Here is a 23,954-nt window from a genome sequence, read left to right as displayed (position 1 = left end):
TAGGGGCAGGCCGTATCCGGTGTTTCTCGCCATCCCCCTGTCGGCGCCTCGCGGGCGGTACTACGCTTGGTCGAACCAGGGCACCGCAGTTGTTGCCCGGTTGAGCAGGAGGTGCGTCATGGACACCATGGAGGAAACCACCGAGCCAAGAAGCGTGAAGGTGACCCGGGTGGTCGCCCGTCCGCTGGAGAGCGTGTGGGCTGTCCTCATGAAACCCCACGGAGCAGAGGCGCTCCTGGGCGCCGGAGGACAACTCGGAAACAAGGGTGAGGACTGGCGAGCAGCGGACGGCACCTACGGGGTCACGCGCAGCTTCCACCCCAAGGAGCAGATCAGATTCTCGTGGCATGCCAGCGACGGGGCACCGCGCACCGTCGTCGACCTCCACATGCGCCCGAGCGGAGACCAGACCGAACTGGAGTTGATCCACGATCACCTCCCTGAGGACGTGGACGCCGACGCTCTGGAGCATCGGTGGGAGTCCGCACTGGAGCGGATCGAGGGCGCTGCCTCGTGACGCGGACACTGGCCCGGGAGTGATCCCGGGCCAGTGTCGTGTTGAGGGACGGCGCACGCCCGGACGCGCCCGACGACGGGGAAATGTACTAACTAACCCCGCCTCATTGTCATTACTACCGGGCGTAGGATGTTCGCGACGGCATGGACGCCGTGACCTGTTTCGAAGGACATGAGATGGACATGGAAGCTCAAGCAACCACAAGGAAGACATCGTGACGACTCCCTCGCTCGCCACCCGACCAGCCACCGGAAGGCCGCGCGGTGTCGTGCGTGCCGCCTTGTACGGCGTGTTCGGGTTCCTGGCTCTGACCCTGTCCGCGTGTGCCGGTGAGCCCGCCGAGACGGGCTCCCACACTTCTGAGTTCGACCTGCCGCTGCCGGATCTGCACGCGGTGACCTTCTTCGGCGGCGCCATCAGCGGCTGGTGGCTCCTGATGGTCGGCATGCTGATCTGCGTGGCCGGGTTCGTGTTCGGCATCTTCAGCTACCTGAAGCTGAAGAACCTCCCCGTGCACGCATCCATGCGCGACGTGTCCGAGCTGATCTACGCCACCTGCAAGGCCTACCTGGTACAGCAGGGCAAGTTCCTGATGTTGCTGTTCGCGTTCATCGGCACCGTGATCTTCGTCTACTTCGGCTTCCTCAACACCACCGGCGGCTGGGGCCGTGTGGTGATCGTGCTCGGGTTCGCGATCATCGGCATGGCGGGCTCCTACGCCATCGCCTGGTACGGCATCCGGCTCAACACGTTCGCCAACTCGCGGACCTCCTTCGCCGCCCTCGAGGGCAAGCCGTTCAAGGTCTACGACATCCCGATGCGCTCCGGTATGAGCGTGGGCATGGTGCTGATCTCCACCGAACTGATCATGATGCTGGCCATCCTCATGTTCGTGCCCGGCGACATCGCCACCGCCTGCTTCCTCGGCTTCGCGATCGGCGAGTCCCTGGGCGCCTCCGCGCTGCGTATCGCCGGCGGCATCTTCACCAAGATCGCCGACATCGGCTCGGACCTGATGAAGATCGTGTTCAAGATCGGCGAGGACGACCCGCGTAACCCCGGCACGATCGCCGACTGCGTCGGCGACAACGCGGGAGACTCCGTGGGCCCGTCGGCCGACGGCTTCGAGACCTACGGCGTCACCGGTGTCGCGCTGATCACCTTCATCCTGCTGGGTGTCCAGTCGGACCTGCAGGCCCACTTCCTGATCTGGATCTTCTTCATCCGCGCCATCATGCTGGTGGCCTCCGCGCTGTCCTACTTCGGCAACGCCATGTGGGCCAAGTCCAAGTTCGGCAACGCCGACCACATGGAGTTCGAGACCCCGTTGACCTCACTGGTGTGGGTCACCTCGATCGTCTCTATTGTCCTGACATTTATCATGTCGGCCATCCTGATCCCCGACGTCGGCGGCGACACCACCCTGTGGTGGAAGCTGTCCCTGATCATCTCCTTCGGCACCCTGGCCGGCGCCGTGATCCCCGAACTGGTCAAGGTCTTCACCGGCGTCCGCGCCAAGCACGTCCAGGAAGTCGTCAAGTCCGCCAAGGAGGGCGGCGCCTCCCTCGACATCCTCTCCGGACTCGTCGCCGGCAACTTCTCCGCCTATTGGCTCGGCAGCGCGATCGTGGCCCTGATGGCCGGCGCCTACGGCGTCTCCACCCTGATCACGCCCGGCTCCATGGTCGACGGCGTGGTCACGGGCGGCGTCATGCTCGTCCCCGGCGTGTTCGCCCTCGGCCTGGTGGCCTTCGGGTTCCTCGGCATGGGCCCGGTCACCATCGCCGTGGACTCCTACGGCCCCGTCACCGACAACGCCCAGAGCGTCTACGAACTGTCCCAGATCGAATCCGTGCCCGGCATCCGTGAGGAACTCGAGCGCGACTTCGGCATCACACCCAACTTCGAACGGGCCAAGTACCTCCTCGAAGCCAACGACGGCGCCGGCAACACCTTCAAGGCCACCGCCAAGCCCGTCCTGATCGGCACCGCGGCCGTCGGCGCCACCACCATGATCTTCTCCATCATCATGGGGCTGACCTCCGGCCTGACCACCAACGTCGAGAACCTGTCCCTGCTCCACGTGCCGTTCCTGCTCGGCCTGATCACCGGCGGCGCGATCATCTACTGGTTCACCGGCGCCTCCATGCAGGCCGTCACCACCGGAGCGTTCCGCGCCGTCGAGTTCATCAAGGCCAACATCGACCTCGAAGGCACCACCAAGGCCTCCGTCGAAACCTCCCGCAAGGTCGTCGAGATCTGCACCCAGTACGCCCAGAAGGGCATGTTCAACATCTTCCTGGGCATCTTCTTCGCCACCCTCGCGTTCGCGTTCGTCGAGCCGTACTTCTTCATCGGCTACCTGATCTCGATCGCCATCTTCGGGCTCTACCAGGCCATCTTCATGGCCAACGCCGGCGGCGCCTGGGACAACGCCAAGAAGATCGTCGAAGTCGACCTTCAGGCCAAGGGCACCGAACTCCACGACGCCAGCATCGTGGGCGACACCGTCGGCGACCCCTTCAAGGACACCTCCTCCGTGGCGCTGAACCCGGTGATCAAGTTCACCACCCTGTTCGGCATGCTCGCCATCGAACTGTCCATCATCATCGGCAACCCGCTGGTCAACGGCATCCTCGCCGTCACCTTCGGCCTCGCCAGCGCCTACATGGTGTGGCGCTCCTTCTACCAGATGCGCATCGACGCCCCCATGCTCACCTCCGCCGACTTCGCCTACCTCAAGGAAGACGCGGCAGCATCAAGGGCCGAGACCGCAGAGAAGGTCACCATCGCCTGATCACACGCTCACCACGACGAGGGCCGGGGGCAGTTGCTGCCTCTGGCCCTCGCCGCGTCCCGGTGTAAGACTGGGATGAGGAGCCCCACGAAAGGTGCAGAAGATGAGCAGCGTCGTCCATTTCGAAATCCACGCCGAGGACGTGCAACGGGCCGTCGACTTCTATGTGGCCGCCTTCGGGTGGAAGACAGAGGATTGGACCGCATTCACCGGCTCGCCCTACATCGGGGTCACCACCCACGATGAGGGCGCGCCAGGCATCCACGGAGCCATCATGCAGCGCGAAGGCGCCAACCCCGAGCAGGGAAGCGCGGTGGTGGGCGCGGTGATCACCATCCAGGTGGACGACTTCGATGTCACCGCGGACCGGATCGAGGCGGCGGGCGGCACCGTCGCGATGCCGAAGTTCCCGCTGACGGGCATGGCCTGGCAGGGGTACTACATGGACACCGAGGGCAACGTGTTCGGCATTCACCAGCCCGACGAGAACGCCGGCAAGTAGACCCCCCGGCTCCTGTGTGGCCCCTCTTGTCCGGGGAGCCGCTGTCAGGTGCGAGGGTCGGGGTGCGCTGAAAGCTCGGGTTCGGGGCTGTCGATCAGTTGAGGGCGACGAGGTCGCAGACGAAGACCAGCGTCTCTCCGGGAGCGATGACGCCGCCGGCGCCGCGGTCGCCGTAGGCGAGGTGCGACGGGATCACCAGCTGGCGGCGACCGCCCACCTTCATGCCCTGGATGCCCTGGTCCCAACCCTGGATGACGCGCCCCGCGCCCAACGGAAACGACAACGGCGCGCCGCGACCCCAGGAGGAGTCGAACTCCTCGCCGGAGCTGAACGCGACACCGACGTAGTGCACGTGGGCGAGATCGCCGGCTTTGGCCTCAGCGCCGTCGCCCTCCACGATCTCGGTGATCTCAAGGTCCTCGGGGGCCTCGCCACCGGGGAAGTCGACTTCGGGCTTCTCGTTCATGTTCGTCATGCCGCCGAGCCTAGCGACCTGCGCCTCCCGCAGGCCAGAAGGTAGCCTGAGCAGGTGAGCATCACCTGTCGACCCATCTCCGCCGAGCAGCATCTGGCGTTCATCGAGCAGCGCGGGGCCGCGTCGTTCCTGCAGACCCCCGCCTGGGCGACGGTGAAGCCGGAGTGGCGTGGGGAGTCGGTGGGCTTCTTCTCCGACGGCACCCTCACCGGCGCCGCGCTCATCCTCTACCGGCAGCTGCCCAGGCTCAAGCGCTACCTGGCCTATCTACCCGAGGGCCCGGTGCTCGACTGGTCCCGTGCGGACGTCGCGGATCACCTGGCCGCCCTCGTCGCCCACGCCAGACGCAGCAGGGCGTTCGCCGTGCGCATCGGCCCCGCCGTGGTGCACCGGCGGTGGAAGGCGGACACCATCAAGTCCGCCATCGCCGACGAAGCCGTCACCCGGCTCTCGGACGTCACCCCGGATGAGACCACCCTCGTCGGCACCCGCGTGATCAACACGCTCATCCACGCTGGGTGGCACACCGACGAATCGGGCCACGGCTTCGCGGCCGGCCAGCCCATGTTCAACTTCCAGCTTCCGTTGCGCCACGACGACGGCACGCAGAAGACTGACGACGAGCTGCTCAAGGGCATGAACCAGCTGTGGCGGCGCAACATCAAGAAGGCGGACAAGGAGGGGGTCGAAGTGCGCCGAGGCGGCCGCGGCGACCTCGCAGCCTTCCACCGCATCTACCTCGAGACCGCCCAGCGCGACGGCTTCACCGGGCGCTCGCTGTCCTATTTCCAGACCATGTGGGACGCCCTCAACGCCGAGGACGCCGACCGCATGCGCGTGTACCTCGCCGAACACGACGGGGATCTGGTGGCGGGCACCACCTTCGTCCGTGTCGGTGAGCACGCCTGGTACTCCTACGGCGCCTCCACCAACGCCAAGCGGGAGGTCCGTGGCTCCAACGCGGTGCAGTGGCGGATGATCCGCGACGCCAGCGCCGCCGGCTGCGCCGTCTACGACCTGCGCGGCATCGTCGAAGGTGTCGGCGCCGACGACCCGGAGATCGGGCTGATCCAGTTCAAGGTGGGCACGGGCGGGGAAGCGGTGGCGTACCTCGGGGAATGGGACTTCCCCATCAACAAGCCCCTGTACTGGGCGTTCGACCTCTACCTGAAGAAGCGCTGACGATGCCCCTGACCCTCACGATCGATCGCCAGCTCTGGCACGCCCATCACCGCGGGCTCCTCGACGACGCGCCCGGCCTGGTCCCGGTGGCGAAGGGCAACGGGTACGGGTTCGGTCTGAGGCTGCTCGCCGCCGAGTCTGCGCGGCTCGGCGTGAAGACCATCGCGGTCGGCATCGCCCAGGAGGTCCCCGCCGTGCGCGACGGGGGCTTCACCGGAGACGTCGTGGTCCTCAACCCCTGGCGCCCGTTCGACGATGCCGCGACCGCCCTGCTCGACGATCCCGGCGTCATCACGACCGTGTCGCGCGCGGAGGACCTCCGGGCGCTGGCCGCCTCGCATCCGCGCACCCGGGTGATCGTCGAGATCGAGACCTCGATGCACCGGCACGGCCTGGCTCCCGGCGAGCTCACGGAGCGTGATCTGGGTGCCATGACGTTCGAGGGGTGGGCCATCCATCTCCCTGCCCAGGGATCGCTCGACGAGGCCAGGCGTCTCGCCGGAGCTGCCCTTGCGGTGCGCCGTGCGCCGGTATGGGTGTCGCACCTGAGCGTGACGGACTACCGAGTCCTCCGCACCGCCCTCGGCGTCCGGACCCACCTGCGGGTGGGCACTCGGCTCTGGCTGGGTGAGAAGCGCGCCTACCGCACCACCGCCACAGTGCTCGACGTACACCGCATCAGGGCGGGCGCGACGCTCGGCTACCACGGGGTCAAGGCCCCCAGGGACGGCTGGCTCGTGATCGTCTCCGGCGGCACGGCCCACGGCGTCGCGATGACGGCACCCACACCGCAGCGCTCGCTCCGCCAGCGGGGGGTCACGGTGGCGCAAGGCCTGCTCGACGCAGTGGGCAGGACCCTGTCGCCCTTCTCGATCGCCGGCCGGAAGCGCGCCTTCGCCGAGCCGCCGCACATGCATTCGTCGATGGTCTTCGTGCCTGGAGCCGACGCGCCCGCCAGGATCGGCGACGAGGTGCCGGTCACCACCCGCATGACCACGGTGACCGTCGACGAGACGCATCTGGTCTAGCCGACGGCGTGCGCGGGGCGTGGCTGAAGCTCGCCGGCGTTGAGCTCGCCCCCGAGCGGGTCCGGTTCGTCGGGCGTGCGGAGTGGATCGCGGCCAGGCTCGACGATGTCCGCCAAGGACGCCGCCAGCACCCACGCCTCCACGGCGGCACGCGCCACGATGGCCCCCCAGTACACGCCGTAGGGGCCGAACTGGCTGGTGGTGAGGCTGCCCGCCAGCCAGCCCCAGATGGCGAGGCAGTGCACGACGTGGGCGACGGTCACTGCGATCAGTTCGGGACGCAGCGGCCGCGACACCACCACGGCGAACAGCACCCACAACGACGTCTGCGGCGGGAACGACGGCCCGAGGACAGTGGTGGTCAGGATCATCACCGCCACAAGCGATCCGACGCGGGGCCGCTTCCGCGTCACGTACAGGTACGCCACCAGGATTCCGAGGGCCAGCACGAGGATGATGAATCCGAGGGATCCGGCGTGCCGCAGCGGCCGTCCCAGCAGTGACAGGAGGTAAAAGAGCGAACCGTAGCCGGCCTCCTTGTGGACCTCCCGGTGGTAGAAGCCGTACACCGCGCCGGCATTCGTCAGCAGGAGAGGCAGGTGCACCACGGCGAAGGTGACGGCCGCCGGGGCTGCGAACCTCACCGCGGGCCACACCCCACCCCGGAGCCCGGCCGCGACGGTCACGGCCAGCACCACGGCCAGCGGCATCGTCCCGGCGGACGCGGCGAGACCGAGCGCGATGCCGGCCTCCATCGCGCGTCCCCGCGCGTACTGCGCCAGGCCCACCGCCGTGATGGCCAGTGGCAGCAGGTCCCAGCTGATCAACCCCGAGGCGAGCACGATGGGCGAGGCCGCCACCAGCATCACGTCCCAGGACGCGAATCGGCCGTCGGCCCGCCGCCCCAGGGCCGCCGTCGCCAGGATCAGCACCATGAAGCAGACGAAGAGACCGACGGCCGTGACGCCGAAGAACGCGACACTCGCGTCCACCTGATCCTGCATCTCCGCGCCAGGCGCCCCGGCGCCTGCGATGAACGTGGCAAGGCGGGACGCGAGCAGGACGGCCACCGCCGCCAGCGGGGCGAACATCAGGGCGTCGGCAGAGAAGGGGGTGCCGCCCAGTCCGTAGCCCTGGCCGAGGAAGGTGGCCTGGATGTCGGAGTAGCAGAGCAACGCGTAGCTGTTGGCCTGGGCCGTGGCGTCGGTCTGCACGCAGGGCGTGTGCCGGAGGAACAGGACGAGGTAGAGGACGGTGCCCGCCCCGAGCGCCCACGGCAGCGGCGTGAACCAAGCCCCGCGGCTCGCGGCGTGGCGACCCATCGGCCCGCCGAGGCCGGGCACCAGAGCGTTCGTCACGCCCGTCACTCTAGCCCCGCCCTCAGCCGTCGGACGGCCTCGGCAGCTAGGCGGTCGCGGTCGCCGTCGGCGTGGGGCGGCTCTGTCCGGGCGGGATCTCGACGCCGGCGCCGGCCCCGGCTGACCCGGCAGTCTCGCTCACGCTGGGGTCCGGCTCGGGGGGACCTGGCTCCTTGCTGGGCTTCGGATCCGGGGTGGGTTCCGGCGACGGCTCCTGGGTCGGTTCCTCGGTCGGCGGCTCGGTGGTGGGCTCCTCCGACGGGGCCTCGGTGGTGGGTTCCTCGGACGGCTCCTCCGACGGGGTGGGCGACGGTGTCTCCGAGGGAGTGGGCGACGGGCTATGGCTCCGGGTCGCCGTGGGGGACGCGCTCTCGGAGCCCGTCGTCGCCCGGATCTCGCGGGGCTCGTCGAACTCCTCCACCGGCATGCCCTCGCTGGCCTGCGCCATGTATTCCACCCACGTCATGAGCGGGTAGCTGGACCCGAAGAAGGTGCGGTCCTGGGGGCGCTTGTACTCCTCCAGATCTTCACTGCCCGAGTCACCCGCCACGTACATGACGGCGGTGGAGATCTGCCGGGTGTAGCCGACGAACCACGCCGAGGTGATGGTGTCCTCGACGCCGTTGGTGCCGGTCTTGCCCGCGACGGGGCGGCCGAGCTCGGCGGCGCGGCGCCCGGTGCCCTCCTTGACGACGGACGTCAGCGCGTCGGTCACGTTGGCCGCGATATTCCGGTCGATGGTCCGCTCGCCTTCTTGTTGCGCCTCGTAGAGCACCGCGCCGCCGCGGCCCTCCACCTTGGCCACGACGTGCGGCGTGTTGCGGGTGCCGCCGTTGGCCAGCGTCGCGTAGGCGTTGGCCATGTTGAGCGGGCTCACCTCCGCCGCGCCCAGCGCGATGCGGTTGTTGGCGTCCCAGCCGCGGCTCGAGGGGGCGCCCGCGTCGTTCGCGGCGGTGATGACCTGGTTGGCGCCGTCGGGGATCTGCTCGGTCATGTCCACGAAGGCGGTGTTGATCGACTCCGCCGTCGCCTGCCGCAGGGTCACGGGTCCGTACTGGTTGCTGAACTCGTTGCGGATGGTCTGGGTGTCGCCGCGGGGGGTGAAGGTGTCGCCGTTGAACAGCGACTTGAGGGAGAACCCGTTGCGCAGCCCGGCGATCGTGGCGAACGTCTTGAACGTCGACGCCGCGGGGCGGTCCGTCGTCGCCCAGTTGCGGGAACTCTGCACGTAATCGGGGCCGCCGTACATCGAGAGCACTGCCCCGGTGGCGGTGTCCACGGAACTGATCGCCACGTGCAGCTTCGACGGATCCGGGTCACCCTCAGCGTCCTCGGCCGCCTGCGCCGTGTACTTCTGCGCGGTGGCGACGGCCGCGGTCTGCATCGCCTGGTTGAGCGTGGTGGTGACCTTCAACCCGCCGCCCTGGATCTCGGCCTCGGTGAACCCCTGCGCCAGGAGCTCGTCCTCGACGCTCTTGATGAGGAAGCCCTTGGGGCCGCCGTAGCGGTCGTTGACCGGCACATCCGGGAACACCGGCAACTGAGGGCGCGCCGCGGCGTGTTCGGCCTGGGAGATGGCGCCCATGTCGAGCATGCCGTCGAGGACGTACTGGTACCGGCCGAGGAGGCGGTCCAGCTTCTCCTGACCACCCGACGGGTTGAACCCCGCCGGGTTGTTCAGGATCGCGGCCAGCGCCGCCGTCTCGTCGACCGTCAGGTCCTTGGCGTCCTTGAGGAAGAACGACTTAGCCGCCGCCTGGATGCCGTAGGCACCGCGGCCGAAGTAGATGGTGTTGAGGTAACCCTCGAGGATCTCCTCCTTGGGCAGTTCGCGGCCCATCTTGATGGCCAGGAAGAGTTCCTTGACCTTGCGGGAGAGCCGCTGCCCGGAGTCCAGGTAGAGGATCTTGATGTACTGCTGCGTGATGGTGGAGCCACCCTGAAGCTCTCCACCGGTGGCGATCGACGCCACGCTGCGGGCAATGCCGGTGGCCGAGAAGCCCGGGTCTTCCCAGAAGGAACGGTTCTCCGCAGCGACGACGGCGTCCTTCATCAGCTGGGGCATCTCGGCGTAGTCCAGCGTGACGCGGTTCTGCACCGCCAGCGAGCCGAGCTGCGTCGTGCCGTCGTCGTAGTAGAGGAAGGTGGTGTTGGTCTGGAAGTCCGCGTTGGGGTCCGGTAGATCCGTGCTGGAGTAGAGGTAGGCGAAGGCACCGAGCCCGCTCAGTCCGGCGATGATGAACAGCACGAGGGCACCGAGACCGATGCGCTTCCACACCGTCCGTGCCGTCGACTTCTTCGCAGCTGCGCGCCTCGCGTTCGTCTGAGCCATAGAGGTCCTCTACCCGTCTTCCCTTGACACCACTTCCGTTCAAGGGTAAATGGCGCGCGGCGGAGCACCAAAGAACAGCACCTGCGGGCTCAGTACGGATTGAACATGACGTAGACGATCACGTACACCCAGGCACCGATCACCGCCGCCCCGATCAGCAGCCCTACCCACGTCGGCCAACGGCGATCGCCCCGCTTGAGAGCCATGGCCGCAGTGACCGCGGCAGCTATGCCGGTGGCCGTGCCCACCAGGTAGAGGCCCTGTGAGTCGAACTGCCCCGACGCTGCCTCGGCCTCAGCTTCGGATGCGAACTCGGGGGCGAAGGCATAGCCGGCTGCCGCCAGCAGCAGCGTCAGGACGCCGAGCGCGAACGACGCCCAGCCCAGGCCGGTGCTCGCGCCCGGTGCCGAGGCCCCCCTGGCGGCGCGCAGGATCAGGACGACGACGAGCGCCGCCACCGCAAGACCGACGAGCACCGAGACGATCATCTGGGTCATGACGCACCACCTCTCTTCGGTCGGCGCGCACCTGCACGCCGAGACATTGGGAGACACCGTCCGGCCACTCCACGTGGGCCGACCGCGCCGCCACTCAGGTCAGGCAGCGACCGGGGCGTCGTGCCTGCGGCGGGAGCCGAGGAGGCCCGCCAGCACCGGGCCCGCGAACACGGCCACCAGGTAGGCCCACGTGCCGAGCAGACCGAACACCGGAACCATGCCGTTGCCCAGGCTCAACAGGAACTGGCTGAGGCCGACGACAGCCACCCACACGGCCCCCCGCCGCAGTCCGTCGGACACTGCACGGGTCTTCAGCAGCATGGCCACAAGGAAGCTGAGGACGATCATGCCGGCCGCGGCGAGCCAGAACATCGCGTTGATCTGGTCCAGCAACGCCGCGGGGATGGTCCCGTCCTCAGGTGCACTCTCGTAAGGCATCGGGAGCCCCAGCAGGGGCCCGGCCAGGCTGGCCGCGAACTGGAGAAATTGGCCCGCGATCGCCAGACCCAATCCGGCGGCGACGTCAACGAAAACCCGCTTGATCATGGGGTCCTCCGACCACAAGTAGTACTTCAACGGTACTCCGAACCCGTGCCTCGGGCGTCGAATCGGAGCACGAATCCTCGCGCACGAAAGCACGCAGTTCTCACATACGGAGGGCTCATGCGGGGCCCATCATGAACGTGCACGGCGAGTCGTGCACGGAGGAGCGGGAGCGCGAGGGTCGGGGAGCGCGAAGGTCGGGGAGCGCGAGGGTCGAGGAGCGCGAGGGTCAGGGGGCGGGGCGGTTGAGGCCGGGGAGGATGGGGCCCCGGATCCCTTCGGCCGCCAGCGCCCGCTGGGCTCGCGCGCGCGCCTCGCGCATCGGGCCCCACTGCTGGTCCGGGCCGGTCTTGAGGAGGATCTTCAGCACCATCGTGCCCTCGTTCATCGACTCGACGCCGAGCACCATCGGGTTCTCCAGCAGCACCTGGGACCACTCGGGCTCCTCGCCCATGGTCCCGACGGCGCCGCGCAGTACCTGCTGCACCCGTTCGGCGTCCTCGTCGATGGCCACCGGCACCTCCACCGTCGCCGTCGAGTAGCCCTGAGAGACGTTTCCCAACGTCAGCACCTCGCCGTTGCGGACGTACCAGACCGTGCCCGACGGGTCCCGCAACTTGGTCACCCGCAGCGTCACCTCCTGCACCGTGCCACGCAGATCCCCCACCTGGATCAGGTCCCCGACGCCGAACTGGTCCTCGGCGAGCATGAAGATGCCGGACAGGTAGTCCTTGACCAGGGACTGGGCCCCGAACCCGAGGGCCACGCCCCCGACGCCGGCGGAGGCCAGCAGGGGGGCCATGGGCACCCCGAACGTGGCAAGGACGGTGAGCGTCACCACGACGATCAGCACCACGTCCACCACGCTGCGCAGCAGGGACCCGAGCGTGGCCACCCGCTGCCGTTGCCGCTCATCGCCCAGGCCGCCCGCCCTGGTGAGGATCGCGCGCGCCTTGGCGCCGAGGTCGTCGTTGCGGTCCTGGGGCCTGCTCGCCAAAGCCGACACCACACGCTTGATCACGTGCCTCAGCACGGCGCGAAGCACCAGCGCCACGACGATCACGATGCCGCTCAGCAGCAGCTTCTCCCACACATCAGCCATGGCGCCATCATTACACCGCCGGTCGGAGCGGTTGGGGACGCGCCGTCGAGCTGGGCCCTGACGGTCAGCCGAGCTGCGCCCGTATCTCGCCCGACGGGATCGCTGAAGAGTGCACGTTGACGTAATACTGCTCAGGCGTGCGACGGATCGACTTGATCAGGGCCTTGTCGACGTCGACGCAGGCGTCGGTCTCGAATGCGGTCTCCCCCATCTCGACCGTCAGGGGGATCACGATGTCGCCGTTCGACCCGGCCGGCGCAGCGTGAACGTGGGCGCCGGTGACCCCCGCCGACAGATCCGCGACCGCGAGGTTGTAGCACAGGCGCTGGCCCTTGAGTTGGTAGGTGAAGTGGCCGGTGCCGGGGCTCGCGTTCGGAGGAAACTCGTTGGCGCCGGCGAGGTGCACCGTGGTTCCCGGCGCGGCCTGCGCGGTGGCGGGGGCTCCGACGAGGAGCGCGGCGGAGAAGCCGATGACGGCGAGCGTCCGGAGGCGGCGATGAATGGACATGTGTTTCCTTTCGACGACCCTCCGTCCACGGTAGGCGGCGGCGGTCACGCCGGGAAGGTCGCGCTCCGGGCACCACCCACAGCGCGCTCAGCAGGCTCAGTGGTTTAGGAGCGTGACGCGAGTAATGCGCCGGGACCCGCACGACGTAGACTCGTTCCTCGTGCCGAGCCTCACCCAAGCGCAGACCAACGCGATGCATGAACTGCTGCGCATCGCGCCCGTCATCGACGACCTGGGCAGCTTGTTCCGGACCGAGGGGCACCAGCTGTACCTGGTGGGCGGGTCCGTCCGCGACGCGTTGCTCGGCTCGCTCGGGCACGACCTGGACTTCACCACCTCCGCCAGCCCCGATCAGACGCACGAGCTGCTCAAGCGCTTCACCCACTCCACGTGGGACATCGGCAAGGAATTCGGCACCATCGGCGCGCTCAAGCGGGCCGATGAGCAGGACTGGCAGATCGAGGTCACCACGTTCCGCGCCGACATCTACCGCAGCGAGTCACGCAAGCCCGAGGTGTCGTTCGGCGACACGATCGACGGCGACCTCCTCCGCCGGGACTTCACCGTCAACGCCATGGCGGTGGACATCTCCACGCGCTCCTTCGTCGACCCGTACGGCGGCCTCGCGGACCTGGCCGACGGGCTGTTGCGCACGCCGTCGACGCCCGAGCACTCGTTCTCCGACGACCCGTTGCGGATGATGCGGGCCGCCAGGTTCGCGTCGCGGCTCGGGTTCCGGGTGGCCCCCGAGGTGGTGCAGGCCATGACGGACATGGCCGAGCGGATCACCATCGTGTCCGCCGAGCGCGTCCAGGGTGAGCTCACGGGGCTGCTGTTGACCGACAACCCCCGCGTGGGCCTGGACCTCCTGGTCAGGACCGGCATCGCCGAGCACATCCTGCCGGAGCTGCCGGCGCTGCAGCTGGAGGTGGACGAACACGCCCGCCACAAGGATGTCTACCAGCACTCTCTGACCGTGGTGGATCAGGCCATCGAGTTGGAGAAGGCCCGGGGGCACGAGCCGGACATCGTCAACCGCCTCGCCGCGCTGCTGCACGACATCGGCAAGCCCGCCACGCGGAAGTTCGAGGGCCCCAAGGTCACGTTCCACCACCATGACATCGTCGGCGCCAAGCAGGCCACGCGCAGGCTCAAGGCGCTCAACTACCCCACGCACGTGGTGAAGTCGGTGGCCAAGCTGATCGAGCTGCACCTGCGCTTCCACGGGTACTCCGAGGGCGACTGGACCGACGCGGCGGTGCGCCGCTACGTCCGCGACGCCGGTGACGAGCTGGAACGCCTGCACATGCTCACCCGCGCGGACTGCACCACCCGCAACCGGCAGCGCGCCACGAAGCTGCGCCGCGCCTACGAGGAGCTGGAATGGCGCATCGACGAGTTGAGCGCGCAGGAGGAGCTCGCCTCCCTGCGGCCGCACCTGGACGGGACGCAGATCATGGAGATCCTCGCCATCCCGCCGGGCCGCGCCGTCGGGGAGGCCTACGCCTTCCTGTTGGAGCACCGCACCGAGCACGGCCCCGTCCCCCACGACGAGGCCGTGGCGCTGTTGACGCGGTGGTGGGCCGATCGCGCCGAGCGGTGACCCCGGGCGCGCGGCCTCCGGCAACTACCATGGGACGGTGATGGTCGGTCGGTTCGCGCGCGCGCTGCTGGTGGGAGCGCTGCTCGCACTGGCGATGGCGCTGACCCCGCGGCCGGCGGAAGCAGCCTCGGGATACCTCGATGTACAGCTCACCAGCGTCTCGACACCCACTCTCGATCTGGCTGACGACGCCCAGGTGGTCGAGGTCACCGGGACCCTCACCAACGTCTCCACCGTCCCCATCCGCTACGTCAACGTGCACTTCTGGCGGCTCAGCACGCCCATCACCTCACCTGGTCAGCTCGCGCAGGTCACCGAGGACGTGCCCGTCGGCGCTCGCCTCTACGACGAGGAACTGGGCAACCTGGACATCCTCACCCGTGACGACGAGTTCGCCCCCGGGCAGCGGGCCGATTTCACCGTCAGGACCACGGTCGGGCAGCTCACCGCCGGCCAGTACGCCCTCACCACAGACGATGCGGGCTACCTGCTGGGCGTCCAGGTGCGCGGCATCCCCGCGGACGGCGGTAACCAGGTGGTGGGCGAGGACCACGTGGTGGTCGCGGCCACGACGCGCGCCGTCGAGTCCAGCGCCCTCGTCCTGCTCACCGCCCCGCCCACCTGGCTGCCGGAGGGCGACTTCGTCGACGGCGCCCTGTCCTCGGACCTGTCGGGGCGCCTCGACACGCTGCTGTCCAGCGCGGAGCGCGACGGGGTGACCGCTGCCGTCGACCCGGCGTTGCTCGAGGCGGTGCAGCGGATGACGGAGGAACACGTCGTCGGCGGGGTGCCCACGCCGGGCAGCGGCGTCGCCCTCCGCTGGCTGGCGCGCCTCGACGCCCTGGCAGCGCAGGACCGCGTCTGGCGCCTCCCCTACGGGAACCCGGACCTGGCCAGGGCAGACGCCACCGGCTCCCTGGACGCCGTCCTCGGCTGGTCCGGCGCGGCCACCCCGGAGGAGGTGCTGGAGCTCCCGAGTGTCGCGGTGATGGACGCCGCTGCCGGTGAGGCGCTCGCCGATCGGCTCGGCAGCCTCGACACCGTCGTGGTCCTCGGCACCACCGGCAGCGAGACCGGCACCCCACGGCTCCTCGGGGCCGCGCCACCGTCGTCGCTGACCGCTCTGCCCCCGGGCGTGCGCACCGGCCGGCTCATCGCCGAGGAACTGCTGGCCGAGCGTCCCCCCCTGTACGTGATCGCGACGGTCGAGGCAGCGGAAGCTGACGCCGCGCCCGGGACCGGGCGGAGGCACATAGCCCCGGCCGCAACGCCGCGCTCACCCATCGTGTGGCCGGATACGGTCGCGGTGGCCCCGTGGCCGGACCTGTCCGCCACGCTGGACGACGCGGCGGGCAACGCCGAGTTCCTCCGCCGGCTGCTCGGCGTCGAGGGGCCGGCGGACCTGGCTGCCCTGGGCGCCACGGCGTTCTCGAAGGACTTCCCTGTCGAGTCGGCCGCCGTGGCCTACGTCGAGTCCGCCTCCCCGGCCCGCGTGGACAGCTCCCTCATCACGATCAGGGCCGCCCAGTCGTTCGTCATGGGGTCCCGCACCAACACGTTCCCCGCGACCGTCAGCAACGGACTGGGCGTGCCCATCCAGGTGCTGGTGCGGTTCACGTCGGACTCGCCGCAGCGCATCCGGGTGCCGGAGGTGGGCCCCGTCACCGTGGGCCCCGGGGAGTCCGCCACGGTGGACATCTCCCCGGAAGCCACCGCCAACGGGGTCGCGATCGTGCGCGCGACCGTGACCACCCTGGACGGCGAACCGCTGGGGGCCGCGGTGCCGATCGAAATCACGGCCACCGACTTCGGGCGCGTCGGCTGGATCATCATCCTCGTATCGGGTGCAGTGGTGGTGGGCGGCACCGCCCTGCGCATCCGCGCCGTGCAACGCGAACGGGCGGCCAAAGGAGAACAGTGAGCCAAGTCAGTAGCACCAGGAAACTTGTGGGGGCCGGGGCCATCATGGCCTCCGGCACCATGATCTCGCGCGTGCTGGGCGTCATCCGGGTGATGCTCGTGGCGTTCATCCTCGGCAACGGCACGCGGCAGGCGGACATGCTGGGGCTGGCCACCATGGTGCCGAACTCGCTGTACATCCTTTTCGCCGGCGGGGCCCTCAACACGGTGCTCGTCCCGCAGATCGTGCGCGCCATCAAGAACGACGACGACGGCGGCGAGGCCTACACCAACCGGATCATGACCGCCTTCATGCTCATCGTGACGTCGGTCGCGGTGCTCATCACGATTGCCGCCCCCCTGGTCACGGCCATCTACACCTCCGACGACTGGCGCCAGGCGAACCTCGCCGCGCAGTACGGGTCCATGGTGGCCCTCACCTATCTCACCCTGCCGCAGATCTTCTTCTACGGCGCGTTCTTCCTGCTCGGGCAGGTGCTCAACGCCCGGGACAAGTTCGGCCCGATGATGTGGGCCCCGATCGCCAACAACGTGATCGCCATCGCCGTGATGGCCCTCTACTTCGTGGTGTGGGGCAATCAGGAGAACCACGGCGGCCCGTTCACCACGCCACAGATCCTGCTGCTCGGCCTAGGTTCCACGCTCGGCATCGCCGCCCAGACCCTGGTGATGCTGCCCTACATCCGACAGCTCGGGTTCAAGATCCGTCCCCGCTTCGATCTCAAGGGCACAGGGCTCGGGCACACCTTCTCGCTGACGAAGTGGACCATCGGGTTCGTCGCGGTCAATCAGCTGGGCCTGATGGTCGTCAACCGCCTCGCCACCTCCGCCACGGCCGGCGGCGAGGGCGCCGGCGTAGCCGTCTACGCCAACGCCCACCTGCTGTGGATCCTCCCGCACTCCCTCATCACCGTGTCGCTGGCCACCGCCATGCTGCCCAATGCCTCGCGGCTGGCCGCGCAGGGCGACCTCGACGCAGTGGCCGCCGAATTCACCACGACCATCCGGTTGGCGCTCGTGGCCATCGTGCCTGCCGCCGTCGCCTTCCTGGCCCTGGCCGGGCCGATGGCGGGCCTCCTCTTCGGCCACGGCACGGGCGCGGGCGACGCCATCTGGGTGGCATGGGCGCTCATGGCGTTCGCCCTCGGCCTCATCCCCTTCACCGTCCAGTTCGTGTGCCTGCGCACGTTCTACGCCCTCGAGAACACAAGGATCCCGTTCTTCCTGCAGGGCCTCATCGCCGCGCTCAACATCGGCGGCGCGATCGCCCTGGTCTGGTGGGTGAACTCCTCCGCGTGGGTGGCCGCGGCGCTGGCGCTGGCCTACTCCCTGGCATACACCGTCGGCGTGTTCGTGACCTGGCAGGCGCTACGCCGGCGGGTCCCGGGGATCGACGGCCGGGCGCTGGGCATGCACCTCGTGCGCCTGGTCCTGGGGGCAGCGGTGGGTGGGGCCGCGGCCTACTACCTCTCCGGGTGGCTGATGACGGCGGTACCGGGCAGGATCCTCGGGCACATCGTGGCCCTGCTGGTCGGCGGGCTGCTGATCCTCGCGGCCTTCCTGATCGTGGGGAAACTCCTGCACGTCAAGGAGCTCGGCAGCCTCTCCGGGCTGGTGGCCAGCCGTCTCGGCAGGCGTCGCCCCGCCGTCGAGGGCTCAGGCGGGACCGCCTCACAGGAAGGGGGCTCGCAGGCCGAGGACCTCACCGCCGTGGTCCCGGCAATTCGCGACGACATGATCGACTCGTTCGACACCGGCCCCGCCACCGTGGTGCGCAACCGCCCCGCCGTCACGGAGCACAGCTTCCATCGCCCCCCCGAGCCGGCGCCCGGTGACGGGAACCCGGCGGCAGACGAGCCGCCTCACTACGCCGACGAGGCCACCGGTCCCATGGGCGCGCTGTCGCCGCTCGCCCCCCCGACCGAGCCCGACGAGGAGACCACCGGACGGCTGCTGCACCCCCCGGTGGCGGATGAGCCCACCGGCCCCTTCGACCTTCCCGGACTGTTCCGGGGCGAGCAGGGCAGCAGGATCGCCGCCGTCGGCACCCTGCTCAGCACCCGCTACGAGCTCCTCGAACGGCTCGCCGACAGGCTGGGCACGGAGACCTGGCGGGCGCACGATCAGGTGCTCTCGCGCGACGTCGTCGTCCACGTCGTCGCGCCGGGCGACCCGCGGATCTCCGAGCTGATGGTGGCCGCCCGCAAGGGTGCCGTGGCCACCGACTCCCGCTTCCTGCGGGTGCTGGACGCAGACGAGGTGCTGGACCCCACCCAGGGCATCGGCGCCTACGTGGTGCGCGAGTACGCACCAGGCAGGTCGCTGACGGACATCCTGGCGGCCGGGCCTCTCAGCGCACTGGAGGCGGCGCACATCGTGCGCGACCTCGCGGACGCCCTCGTCGTGGTGCACGCCCAAGGGCTGTTCCACGAGCAGCTCAGCCCGGACACGGTCATCATCACCACCTCCGGAGCGGTGCGGCTCGCCGGCTTCGGGGTGGAGGCCGCGTTGGCCGGCCGCGAGGACGACCGGCACGCCTGGTCCGCGCGGGAGCGCTCCGACGTCGTCGGCCTGGGCATGCTGCTGTACGCCGCACTGGTGCGCCGGTGGCCCGGACGGGCCGCGTTCGGCATGCCCGCGGCCCCGGTCGTCGCGGGCGAGACGGCCCCGCCGCACCAGGTCCAGGCCGGGGTCTCCCCCGCGCTGGACCGGATCTGCACCGTCACGCTCACCCAGCGTGGGGCGATGAGCGAGCCACGGATCACCTCGGCGGCGCAGCTCACCGAGGCGCTGTCCGCCGTGCTGGGCAGCGCGGACGCGTCAGCCGACCTGGAGGAGCGCGTGCGCGCCATCGAGGGCGCGGACACGTTCAGCACGGGCACGCAGCACGAGCTGTACCGCCGCCCCGACGCGCCCACCCGGGTCGGGGCGTGGGCCCCGGTGCCCCGCGTCGCCGTCGGAACAGACCATGATCCGGAGGCCTCCACCCTGGCCCGCACCGCAGGGCTGCCCCGCGGTCGAGACCTGCCGGGTGAGTCGGCCGACCCCACCGTCGGCCCCCGCCGCGGTGGTGCCGATGCCGCGCCCTGGGCCGCCGCGACCACCGAGTCGGACAGGCCGCGCACGCGTCGCGCGCTCTGGGCGCTGCTGGCTCTGGTGGCGCTCATCACCGTCGCCTCGCTCATCGCGTTGTGGACGGCGGATCCGGACCGGGTGGCGACGACGCCCTCCGGGTCGGGATCCGGCTCGCCGACGGCAGGGTCGCAGTCACCGTCGGAGACGGGGGCCGCGCCCACGATTGTCGCGGTGAGTGACTTCGACCCGGAGGTCGACGGCGGCAACGGCGAGGAGAACGGGGACCGCGCGGCCGGCGTGATCGACGGCGACGCCGCGACCACCTGGGTGACCATGCGCTACCTGCGTCGCGCGGACATGGGCGGCCAGAAGCCGGGCGTCGGCCTGATCCTTGACCTCGGCGCGCCCACGACCGTGACGAGCGCGACGGTGACGTTGGTGGGCGGGGATACCGCCCTGGAGCTGAGGGTTCCCTCCGGCGAGCAGCCGTCGGAACGGACGGAAGCGGACTGGGAGGTCGTAGGCGCGGACGCCGCGGCCACCGGTGAGGCGACGATCACCCTGAGCTCCCCCACCGAGACGCAGTACCTGATGGTCTACATCACCAACCTGCCGCCGGTGGAAGGTGGCTTCCGCGCCGAGATCGCGGAGATCACGGTCCGGTAGCGCCCAGCACCCTGGCCAGGTCGTAGCTGACCGGCTCGTCGAGCTGGTCGTACGTGCACGATGCCGGGTCGCGATCCTCGCGCCACCGGACGAACTGCGCCGTGTGCCGGAACCGCTCACCCTCCATGTGGTCGTAGCGCACCTCGACGACGCGCTCAGGCCGCAGCGGGGTGAAGGACAGGTCCTTCTTGGCATTCCAGCGCGAATGGGCGGCGGCCGTCGGGGTGCGCGGGAACGACTGATCGCGGTTGTCGGGCGTCGCCTCCTCCGGCTCCGCCCACGCCCACGGGTGGTCCTGGAACGTCGTGACCAGAGGTTGCAGCTCCAGGAACAGTTCCCGGCGGCGCTCCATGGGCAGGGCGCCGATGACGCCCACCGAGTTGAGCACCCCGTCGTCGGTGTAGAGCCCGAGCAGCAGTGAGCCGACGGCGTCGTCGGAGTCCTTGTACGTGCGGTATCCAGCCACGACGCAGTCCGCGGTCCGCTCATGCTTGTACTTGAACATCACCCGCTTGTCCTCGACGTAGGGCTCCCCGAGCGGCTTGGCCATCACGCCGTCGAGTCCAGCGCCCTCGAACTGCTCGAACCATTCCTCCGCGACGCTCGGGTCCTCCGTCGCCCGCGTCAGGAAGATGGGCGCGGTCGCGGCCGACAGCGCCTTCTCGAGCGCCGCCCGTCGCTCACGGAACGGCCGCTCGACGTAGTTGTCCTGGCCCAGCGCCAGCAGATCGAACGCGACGAAACTGGCGGGGGTGGCCAGGCTCAACTTCCTGATCCGCGACGCCGCGGGGTGGATCCGCTGTTGCAGCAGATCGAAGTTGAGCCGGTCACCGGAATCCGGATCGATCATGACGATCTCGCCGTCGATGACGGAGTGGTCCGGGAAGTTCTCGACGATGGCCTCCACCAACTCGGGGAAGTAGCGGGTCATCGGGCGGGTATTGCGCGAACCGATCTCCACCTGGTTCCCCGAGCGCCACACGATGGCACGGAACCCGTCCCACTTTGGCTCGTAGAGGAACTCTCCCTCTGGCAGCTTCTTCACCGGCTTGGCCAGCATGGGGCCGTAGGGCGGGGCGATCGCGGTGCCCCACTCTGCGTCACGCTCGGCCTTCGGCGCCAGGTACTCGTCGTCGTCCCGGTCCGCGCGACGCTTGCTCGGCGGCACGCGCGGCGGCTCATCCGGCATCTTCGGGTAGTCGGGCGGGAAGTTGAGCTCGCCCAGGCCCCGCTCGAGGTCCGCCTCCCACATCGCGAGCGCACCGGTGGCGTCACCCGGCTCCTCGTCGATGTCCGCCCACGCGCATCCCCTGCGCTCCAGCAGCGCCGGAAGGGTGCGGAGGGTGAACTCCCGCGGATCCGCGTCGGGAAGCTCCTCCCACGTGAGCGGTGTCGACACCGGCGCGCCGGGCAGCGGGCGGGGCGAGTAGGCGGCGGCGATGGTGCGGTCGCGGTTGGCCTGGTTGAAGTCGACGAAGACCCGCTCGCCGCGCTCCTCCTTCCACCACGACGTGGTGACCAGGTCCGGCATCCGGCGCTCCAGCTCGCGCGCGATCCCGATCACCCCGTGCCGCACGTCCTGGAACTCGTGCGTGGGTCGGATGCGTGCATAGACGTGCACGCCGCGGTTGCCGGAGGTTTTCGCGTAGGCCTTCAATCCGGCCTCGGCCATCACGTCGCGCAGCGCGACGGCGGCCGTGACGGCGTCACGGAACCCGCGCCCCGGTTGGGGGTCCAGGTCGATGCGCAGTTCGTCCGGGTTGTCGAGGTCCGCCGTGCGGACAGGCCACGGGTGGAACGTGATGGTGCCCATCTGGGCCGCCCACGCGAGCGCCGCCGGCTCGTCGAAGGTCAGCTGCTCGTGGCGTCGGCGCGACGGGTAGGTGCAGGTCACCCGGCGCAGGAACGACGGCGCGCCCTGCGGGGGTCGCTTGGAGAAGAATTCCTCGCCGTCGATGCCCTCGGGGAACCGCTGCAGGGTCATGGGTCGGTCCCCGTTGAGGTGGAGGAACTCGCCCGCGACGGCGATCAGGTACTCGGCGAGGCCGCGCTTCGTGACGGGCACGCCGTCGGCCATGCCCGCGCCGGGCCACAGCACCTTGTCCGGCGAGGTCAGCTTGATCTCGCGTCCGCCCACCGACAAGACCTCGTGCTCCGCCATGCGCCTAGGCTAACCCGCATTCGGCGGCGCGAACCCGACCCGCGCATCGCCGGCAGCAGCGAGATACCTGATGACGGTCAGGGCACGCGAAAGGGGGCGCCGGTCTCCCGGCGCCCCCCGTCGTGGCAACGTTCAGCCTCGGAGTGTCACTCCTTGACGTCCTCGTCGACCCAGTCGAAGGTCCGCGTGACGGCCTTCTTCCAGTTGCGGAACAGGCGCTCGCGCTCGGCCTCGTCGACCACAGGCGTCCAGCGCTTTGCCTCTGCCCAGTTGTCGATGACGTCCTGCTCGCCCTCCCAGTAGCCGGTGGCGATGCCGGCGGCGTACGCGGCACCCAGGGCCGTGGTCTCCGCGACGACGGGGCGAACCACGTCGACGCCGAGCTGATCGGCCTGGAACTGCATGAGGGTCTCGTTCATCGTCATGCCGCCGTCGACCTTGAGTTCGGCGAGCTTGACGCCCGAGTCCGCCTCCATGGCTTCCAGCACCTCACGCGTCTGGTAGGCCGTGGCCTCCAGTGCTGCGCGGGCGATGTGACCACGGTTGACGTAGCGGGTGAGGCCCACCAGGGCGCCACGCGCGCTGGACTTCCAGTACGGGGCGAAGAGGCCCGAGAACGCGGGCACGAAGTACGCGCCGCCGTTGTCCTCGACCGTGCTGGCCAGCTCCTCGACCTCAGGCGCGGAGGTGAACATCTGCAGGTTGTCGCGCAGCCACTGCACCAGCGAGCCGGTGACGGCGATCGAACCCTCGAGTGCGTAGATGGCGGGCTTGTCGCCGATCTTGTAGCACACCGTCGTCAGCAGGCCGTTCGTCGACGGGACGATGGCCTCGCCCGTATTGAGCAGCATGAAGTTGCCGGTGCCGTAGGTGTTCTTCGCCATGCCGGGCTCGAAGCAGGCCTGGCCGAAGGTGGCCGCCTGCTGGTCGCCCAGGATGCCCGCGATCGGGACGTCCGGAAGCAGACCCCCCGCTCGACCGACGCCGTAGACCTCGGCCGAGCTGCGGATCTCCGGCAGCATCGACATCGGGATGGTCATGTCCGCCGCGATGTCGGCGTCCCAGCTGAGGGTTTTGAGATCCATCAGCATGGTGCGCGAGGCGTTGGTCACGTCGGTGACGTGCACGCCGCCCTCAACGCCGCCGGTCATGTTCCACAGCACCCAGGTGTCCATGGTGCCCATGACGAGGTCGCCCGCTTCGGCGCGCTCGCGGGCGCCCTCGACGTTGTCGAGGATCCACTTCACCTTGGGGCCACAGAAGTAGGTGGCCAGAGGCAGGCCCACGCGGGCCTTGTACTTGTCCTGGCCCTCGTCGCCGCCCAGATCGTCGACGATCTTGGCGGTGCGGGTGTCCTGCCACACGATGGCGTTGTAGACCGGCTCACCGGTGTTCTTGTCCCACACGACGGTGGTCTCGCGCTGGTTTGTGATGCCGACGGCCGCGATCTGCTGGTGGTTCACCGACGCGCCGCTGAGCGCCTCGGCGACGACGGCGCGGACGTTGTCCCATACTTCGACGGGGTTGTGCTCGACCCATCCCGCACGCGGGAAGATCTGCTCGTGTTCCTTCTGACCCGAGGACACGATCTGTCCGCTGTGGTCGAAGATGATGGCTCGGGAGCTGGTGGTTCCCTGGTCGATTGCGAGTACGTACTTGTCAGCCATTGCTGTATTCGATTCCTTTCA

At 69.3% G+C, this 23,954-nt stretch carries 17 protein-coding genes; 8 read left to right on the top strand and 9 right to left on the bottom strand.

Annotated elements, in window-relative coordinates; translation table 11 throughout:
- The first annotated feature begins 118 nt into the window (after positions 1-118).
- The 3 genes from ACX1D0_RS13705 to ACX1D0_RS13695 all read left to right on the top strand — a co-directional run bounded on the left by ACX1D0_RS13705 (position 119) and on the right by ACX1D0_RS13695 (position 3,816).
- Positions 119-517, top strand: a complete 399-nt coding sequence (locus ACX1D0_RS13705) for an SRPBCC family protein (RefSeq protein ID WP_459018554.1) — start codon at positions 119-121, stop codon at positions 515-517.
- A gap of 268 nt (positions 518-785) precedes the next feature.
- Complete coding sequence (locus ACX1D0_RS13700) at positions 786-3,314, top strand: sodium-translocating pyrophosphatase (RefSeq protein ID WP_459020457.1); 2,529 nt, start codon at positions 786-788, stop codon at positions 3,312-3,314.
- Between the two features lie 103 nt (positions 3,315-3,417).
- The gene (locus tag ACX1D0_RS13695) at positions 3,418-3,816 is read left to right on the top strand and encodes a VOC family protein (protein WP_459018553.1); all 399 of its coding nucleotides are present in this window, start codon (positions 3,418-3,420) and stop codon (positions 3,814-3,816) included.
- A 94-nt stretch (positions 3,817-3,910) separates the two neighbouring features.
- Here the strand turns inward: ACX1D0_RS13695 and ACX1D0_RS13690 are convergent, their stop codons facing one another.
- Positions 3,911-4,282 (bottom strand): FKBP-type peptidyl-prolyl cis-trans isomerase, encoded by a 372-nt coding sequence (locus ACX1D0_RS13690; RefSeq protein WP_459020456.1) that lies wholly within the window; start codon positions 4,280-4,282, stop codon positions 3,911-3,913.
- 63 nt (positions 4,283-4,345) lie between these two features.
- Between ACX1D0_RS13690 and ACX1D0_RS13685 the strand changes: the two genes are divergently transcribed.
- Both ACX1D0_RS13685 and ACX1D0_RS13680 read left to right on the top strand, forming a co-directional pair.
- Positions 4,346-5,473 carry a lipid II:glycine glycyltransferase FemX gene (locus ACX1D0_RS13685; RefSeq protein WP_459018552.1) on the top strand — a complete coding sequence of 376 codons (1,128 nt, stop codon included), beginning with the start codon at positions 4,346-4,348 and terminating at the stop codon, positions 5,471-5,473.
- Between the two features lie 2 nt (positions 5,474-5,475).
- Positions 5,476-6,501, top strand: coding sequence for an alanine racemase (locus tag ACX1D0_RS13680; protein ID WP_459018551.1), 1,026 nt, complete (start codon positions 5,476-5,478; stop codon positions 6,499-6,501).
- Here ACX1D0_RS13680 and ACX1D0_RS13675 read toward each other — a convergent pair.
- The 6 genes from ACX1D0_RS13675 to ACX1D0_RS13650 form a co-directional block, all read right to left on the bottom strand.
- On the bottom strand, positions 6,498-7,859 hold the full coding sequence (locus ACX1D0_RS13675) for a glycosyltransferase family protein (RefSeq protein WP_459018550.1): 1,362 nt from the start codon (positions 7,857-7,859) through the stop codon (positions 6,498-6,500). The genes ACX1D0_RS13680 and ACX1D0_RS13675 overlap by 4 nt on opposite strands.
- A gap of 46 nt (positions 7,860-7,905) precedes the next feature.
- Positions 7,906-10,191, bottom strand: coding sequence for a transglycosylase domain-containing protein (locus ACX1D0_RS13670; protein WP_459018549.1), 2,286 nt, complete (start codon positions 10,189-10,191; stop codon positions 7,906-7,908).
- An 89-nt stretch (positions 10,192-10,280) separates the two neighbouring features.
- A complete protein-coding gene (locus ACX1D0_RS13665; protein WP_459018548.1) occupies positions 10,281-10,688 on the bottom strand; it encodes a hypothetical protein in 408 nt (135 codons plus the stop codon).
- 99 nt (positions 10,689-10,787) lie between these two features.
- Positions 10,788-11,234: a hypothetical protein gene (locus ACX1D0_RS13660; protein ID WP_459018547.1), complete on the bottom strand. Its 447-nt coding sequence runs from the start codon at positions 11,232-11,234 to the stop codon at positions 10,788-10,790.
- Positions 11,235-11,460: 226 nt separating this feature from the next.
- Positions 11,461-12,333 carry a mechanosensitive ion channel family protein gene (locus ACX1D0_RS13655; protein WP_459018546.1) on the bottom strand — a complete coding sequence of 291 codons (873 nt, stop codon included), beginning with the start codon at positions 12,331-12,333 and terminating at the stop codon, positions 11,461-11,463.
- Between the two features lie 64 nt (positions 12,334-12,397).
- Positions 12,398-12,841 carry a CHRD domain-containing protein gene (locus ACX1D0_RS13650; RefSeq protein ID WP_459018545.1) on the bottom strand — a complete coding sequence of 148 codons (444 nt, stop codon included), beginning with the start codon at positions 12,839-12,841 and terminating at the stop codon, positions 12,398-12,400.
- Positions 12,842-12,965: 124 nt separating this feature from the next.
- Here ACX1D0_RS13650 and ACX1D0_RS13645 point away from each other — a divergent pair, with 124 nt between their 5' ends.
- Genes ACX1D0_RS13645 through murJ form a run of 3 tightly spaced genes read left to right on the top strand, consistent with a single transcriptional unit; the run spans position 12,966 to position 20,105 of the window.
- Complete coding sequence (locus ACX1D0_RS13645; protein WP_459020455.1) at positions 12,966-14,444, top strand: CCA tRNA nucleotidyltransferase; 1,479 nt, start codon at positions 12,966-12,968, stop codon at positions 14,442-14,444.
- Between the two features lie 40 nt (positions 14,445-14,484).
- A complete protein-coding gene (locus ACX1D0_RS13640) occupies positions 14,485-16,365 on the top strand; it encodes a DUF6049 family protein (protein ID WP_459020454.1) in 1,881 nt (626 codons plus the stop codon).
- A complete protein-coding gene (gene murJ, locus ACX1D0_RS13635) occupies positions 16,362-20,105 on the top strand; it encodes a murein biosynthesis integral membrane protein MurJ (protein ID WP_459018544.1) in 3,744 nt (1,247 codons plus the stop codon). Before ACX1D0_RS13640 ends, murJ begins: the two co-directional genes overlap by 4 nt.
- On the opposite strand, the gene ACX1D0_RS13630 is transcribed toward murJ, so the two are convergent.
- The gene (locus tag ACX1D0_RS13630) at positions 20,092-22,266 is read right to left on the bottom strand and encodes an ATP-dependent DNA ligase (RefSeq protein WP_459018543.1); all 2,175 of its coding nucleotides are present in this window, start codon (positions 22,264-22,266) and stop codon (positions 20,092-20,094) included. The two genes, murJ and ACX1D0_RS13630, sit on opposite strands and share 14 nt — an antisense overlap.
- A gap of 146 nt (positions 22,267-22,412) precedes the next feature.
- Positions 22,413-23,933, bottom strand: coding sequence for a glycerol kinase GlpK (gene glpK / locus ACX1D0_RS13625; protein WP_459018542.1), 1,521 nt, complete (start codon positions 23,931-23,933; stop codon positions 22,413-22,415).
- Positions 23,934-23,954: the final 21 nt, after the last annotated feature.

It is taken from the genome of Tessaracoccus pujii (assembly GCF_054483895.1).
The sequence above is the reverse complement of the archived record's forward strand: the minus strand, read 5'-3'. Positions and strand labels throughout refer to the sequence as shown.

Bases quoted from the DNA above. Each gene is read 5' to 3' on its own strand.
- ACX1D0_RS13705 (WP_459018554.1), top strand. From the start codon at position 119: ATGGACACCATGGAGGAAACCACCGAGCCAAGAAGCGTGAAGGTGACC.
- ACX1D0_RS13695 (WP_459018553.1), top strand. From the start codon at position 3,418: ATGAGCAGCGTCGTCCATTTCGAAATCCACGCCGAGGACGTGCAACGG.
- ACX1D0_RS13690 (WP_459020456.1), bottom strand. From the start codon at position 4,282: ATGAACGAGAAGCCCGAAGTCGACTTCCCCGGTGGCGAGGCCCCCGAG.
- ACX1D0_RS13680 (WP_459018551.1), top strand. From the start codon at position 5,476: ATGCCCCTGACCCTCACGATCGATCGCCAGCTCTGGCACGCCCATCAC.
- ACX1D0_RS13670 (WP_459018549.1), bottom strand. From the start codon at position 10,191: ATGGCTCAGACGAACGCGAGGCGCGCAGCTGCGAAGAAGTCGACGGCA.
- ACX1D0_RS13665 (WP_459018548.1), bottom strand. From the start codon at position 10,688: ATGACCCAGATGATCGTCTCGGTGCTCGTCGGTCTTGCGGTGGCGGCG.
- ACX1D0_RS13660 (WP_459018547.1), bottom strand. From the start codon at position 11,234: ATGATCAAGCGGGTTTTCGTTGACGTCGCCGCCGGATTGGGTCTGGCG.
- ACX1D0_RS13655 (WP_459018546.1), bottom strand. From the start codon at position 12,333: ATGGCTGATGTGTGGGAGAAGCTGCTGCTGAGCGGCATCGTGATCGTC.
- ACX1D0_RS13650 (WP_459018545.1), bottom strand. From the start codon at position 12,841: ATGTCCATTCATCGCCGCCTCCGGACGCTCGCCGTCATCGGCTTCTCC.
- ACX1D0_RS13645 (WP_459020455.1), top strand. From the start codon at position 12,966: ATGCGCCGGGACCCGCACGACGTAGACTCGTTCCTCGTGCCGAGCCTC.
- ACX1D0_RS13640 (WP_459020454.1), top strand. From the start codon at position 14,485: ATGGTCGGTCGGTTCGCGCGCGCGCTGCTGGTGGGAGCGCTGCTCGCA.
- ACX1D0_RS13630 (WP_459018543.1), bottom strand. From the start codon at position 22,266: ATGGCGGAGCACGAGGTCTTGTCGGTGGGCGGACGCGAGATCAAGCTG.
- glpK (WP_459018542.1), bottom strand. From the start codon at position 23,933: ATGGCTGACAAGTACGTACTCGCAATCGACCAGGGAACCACCAGCTCC.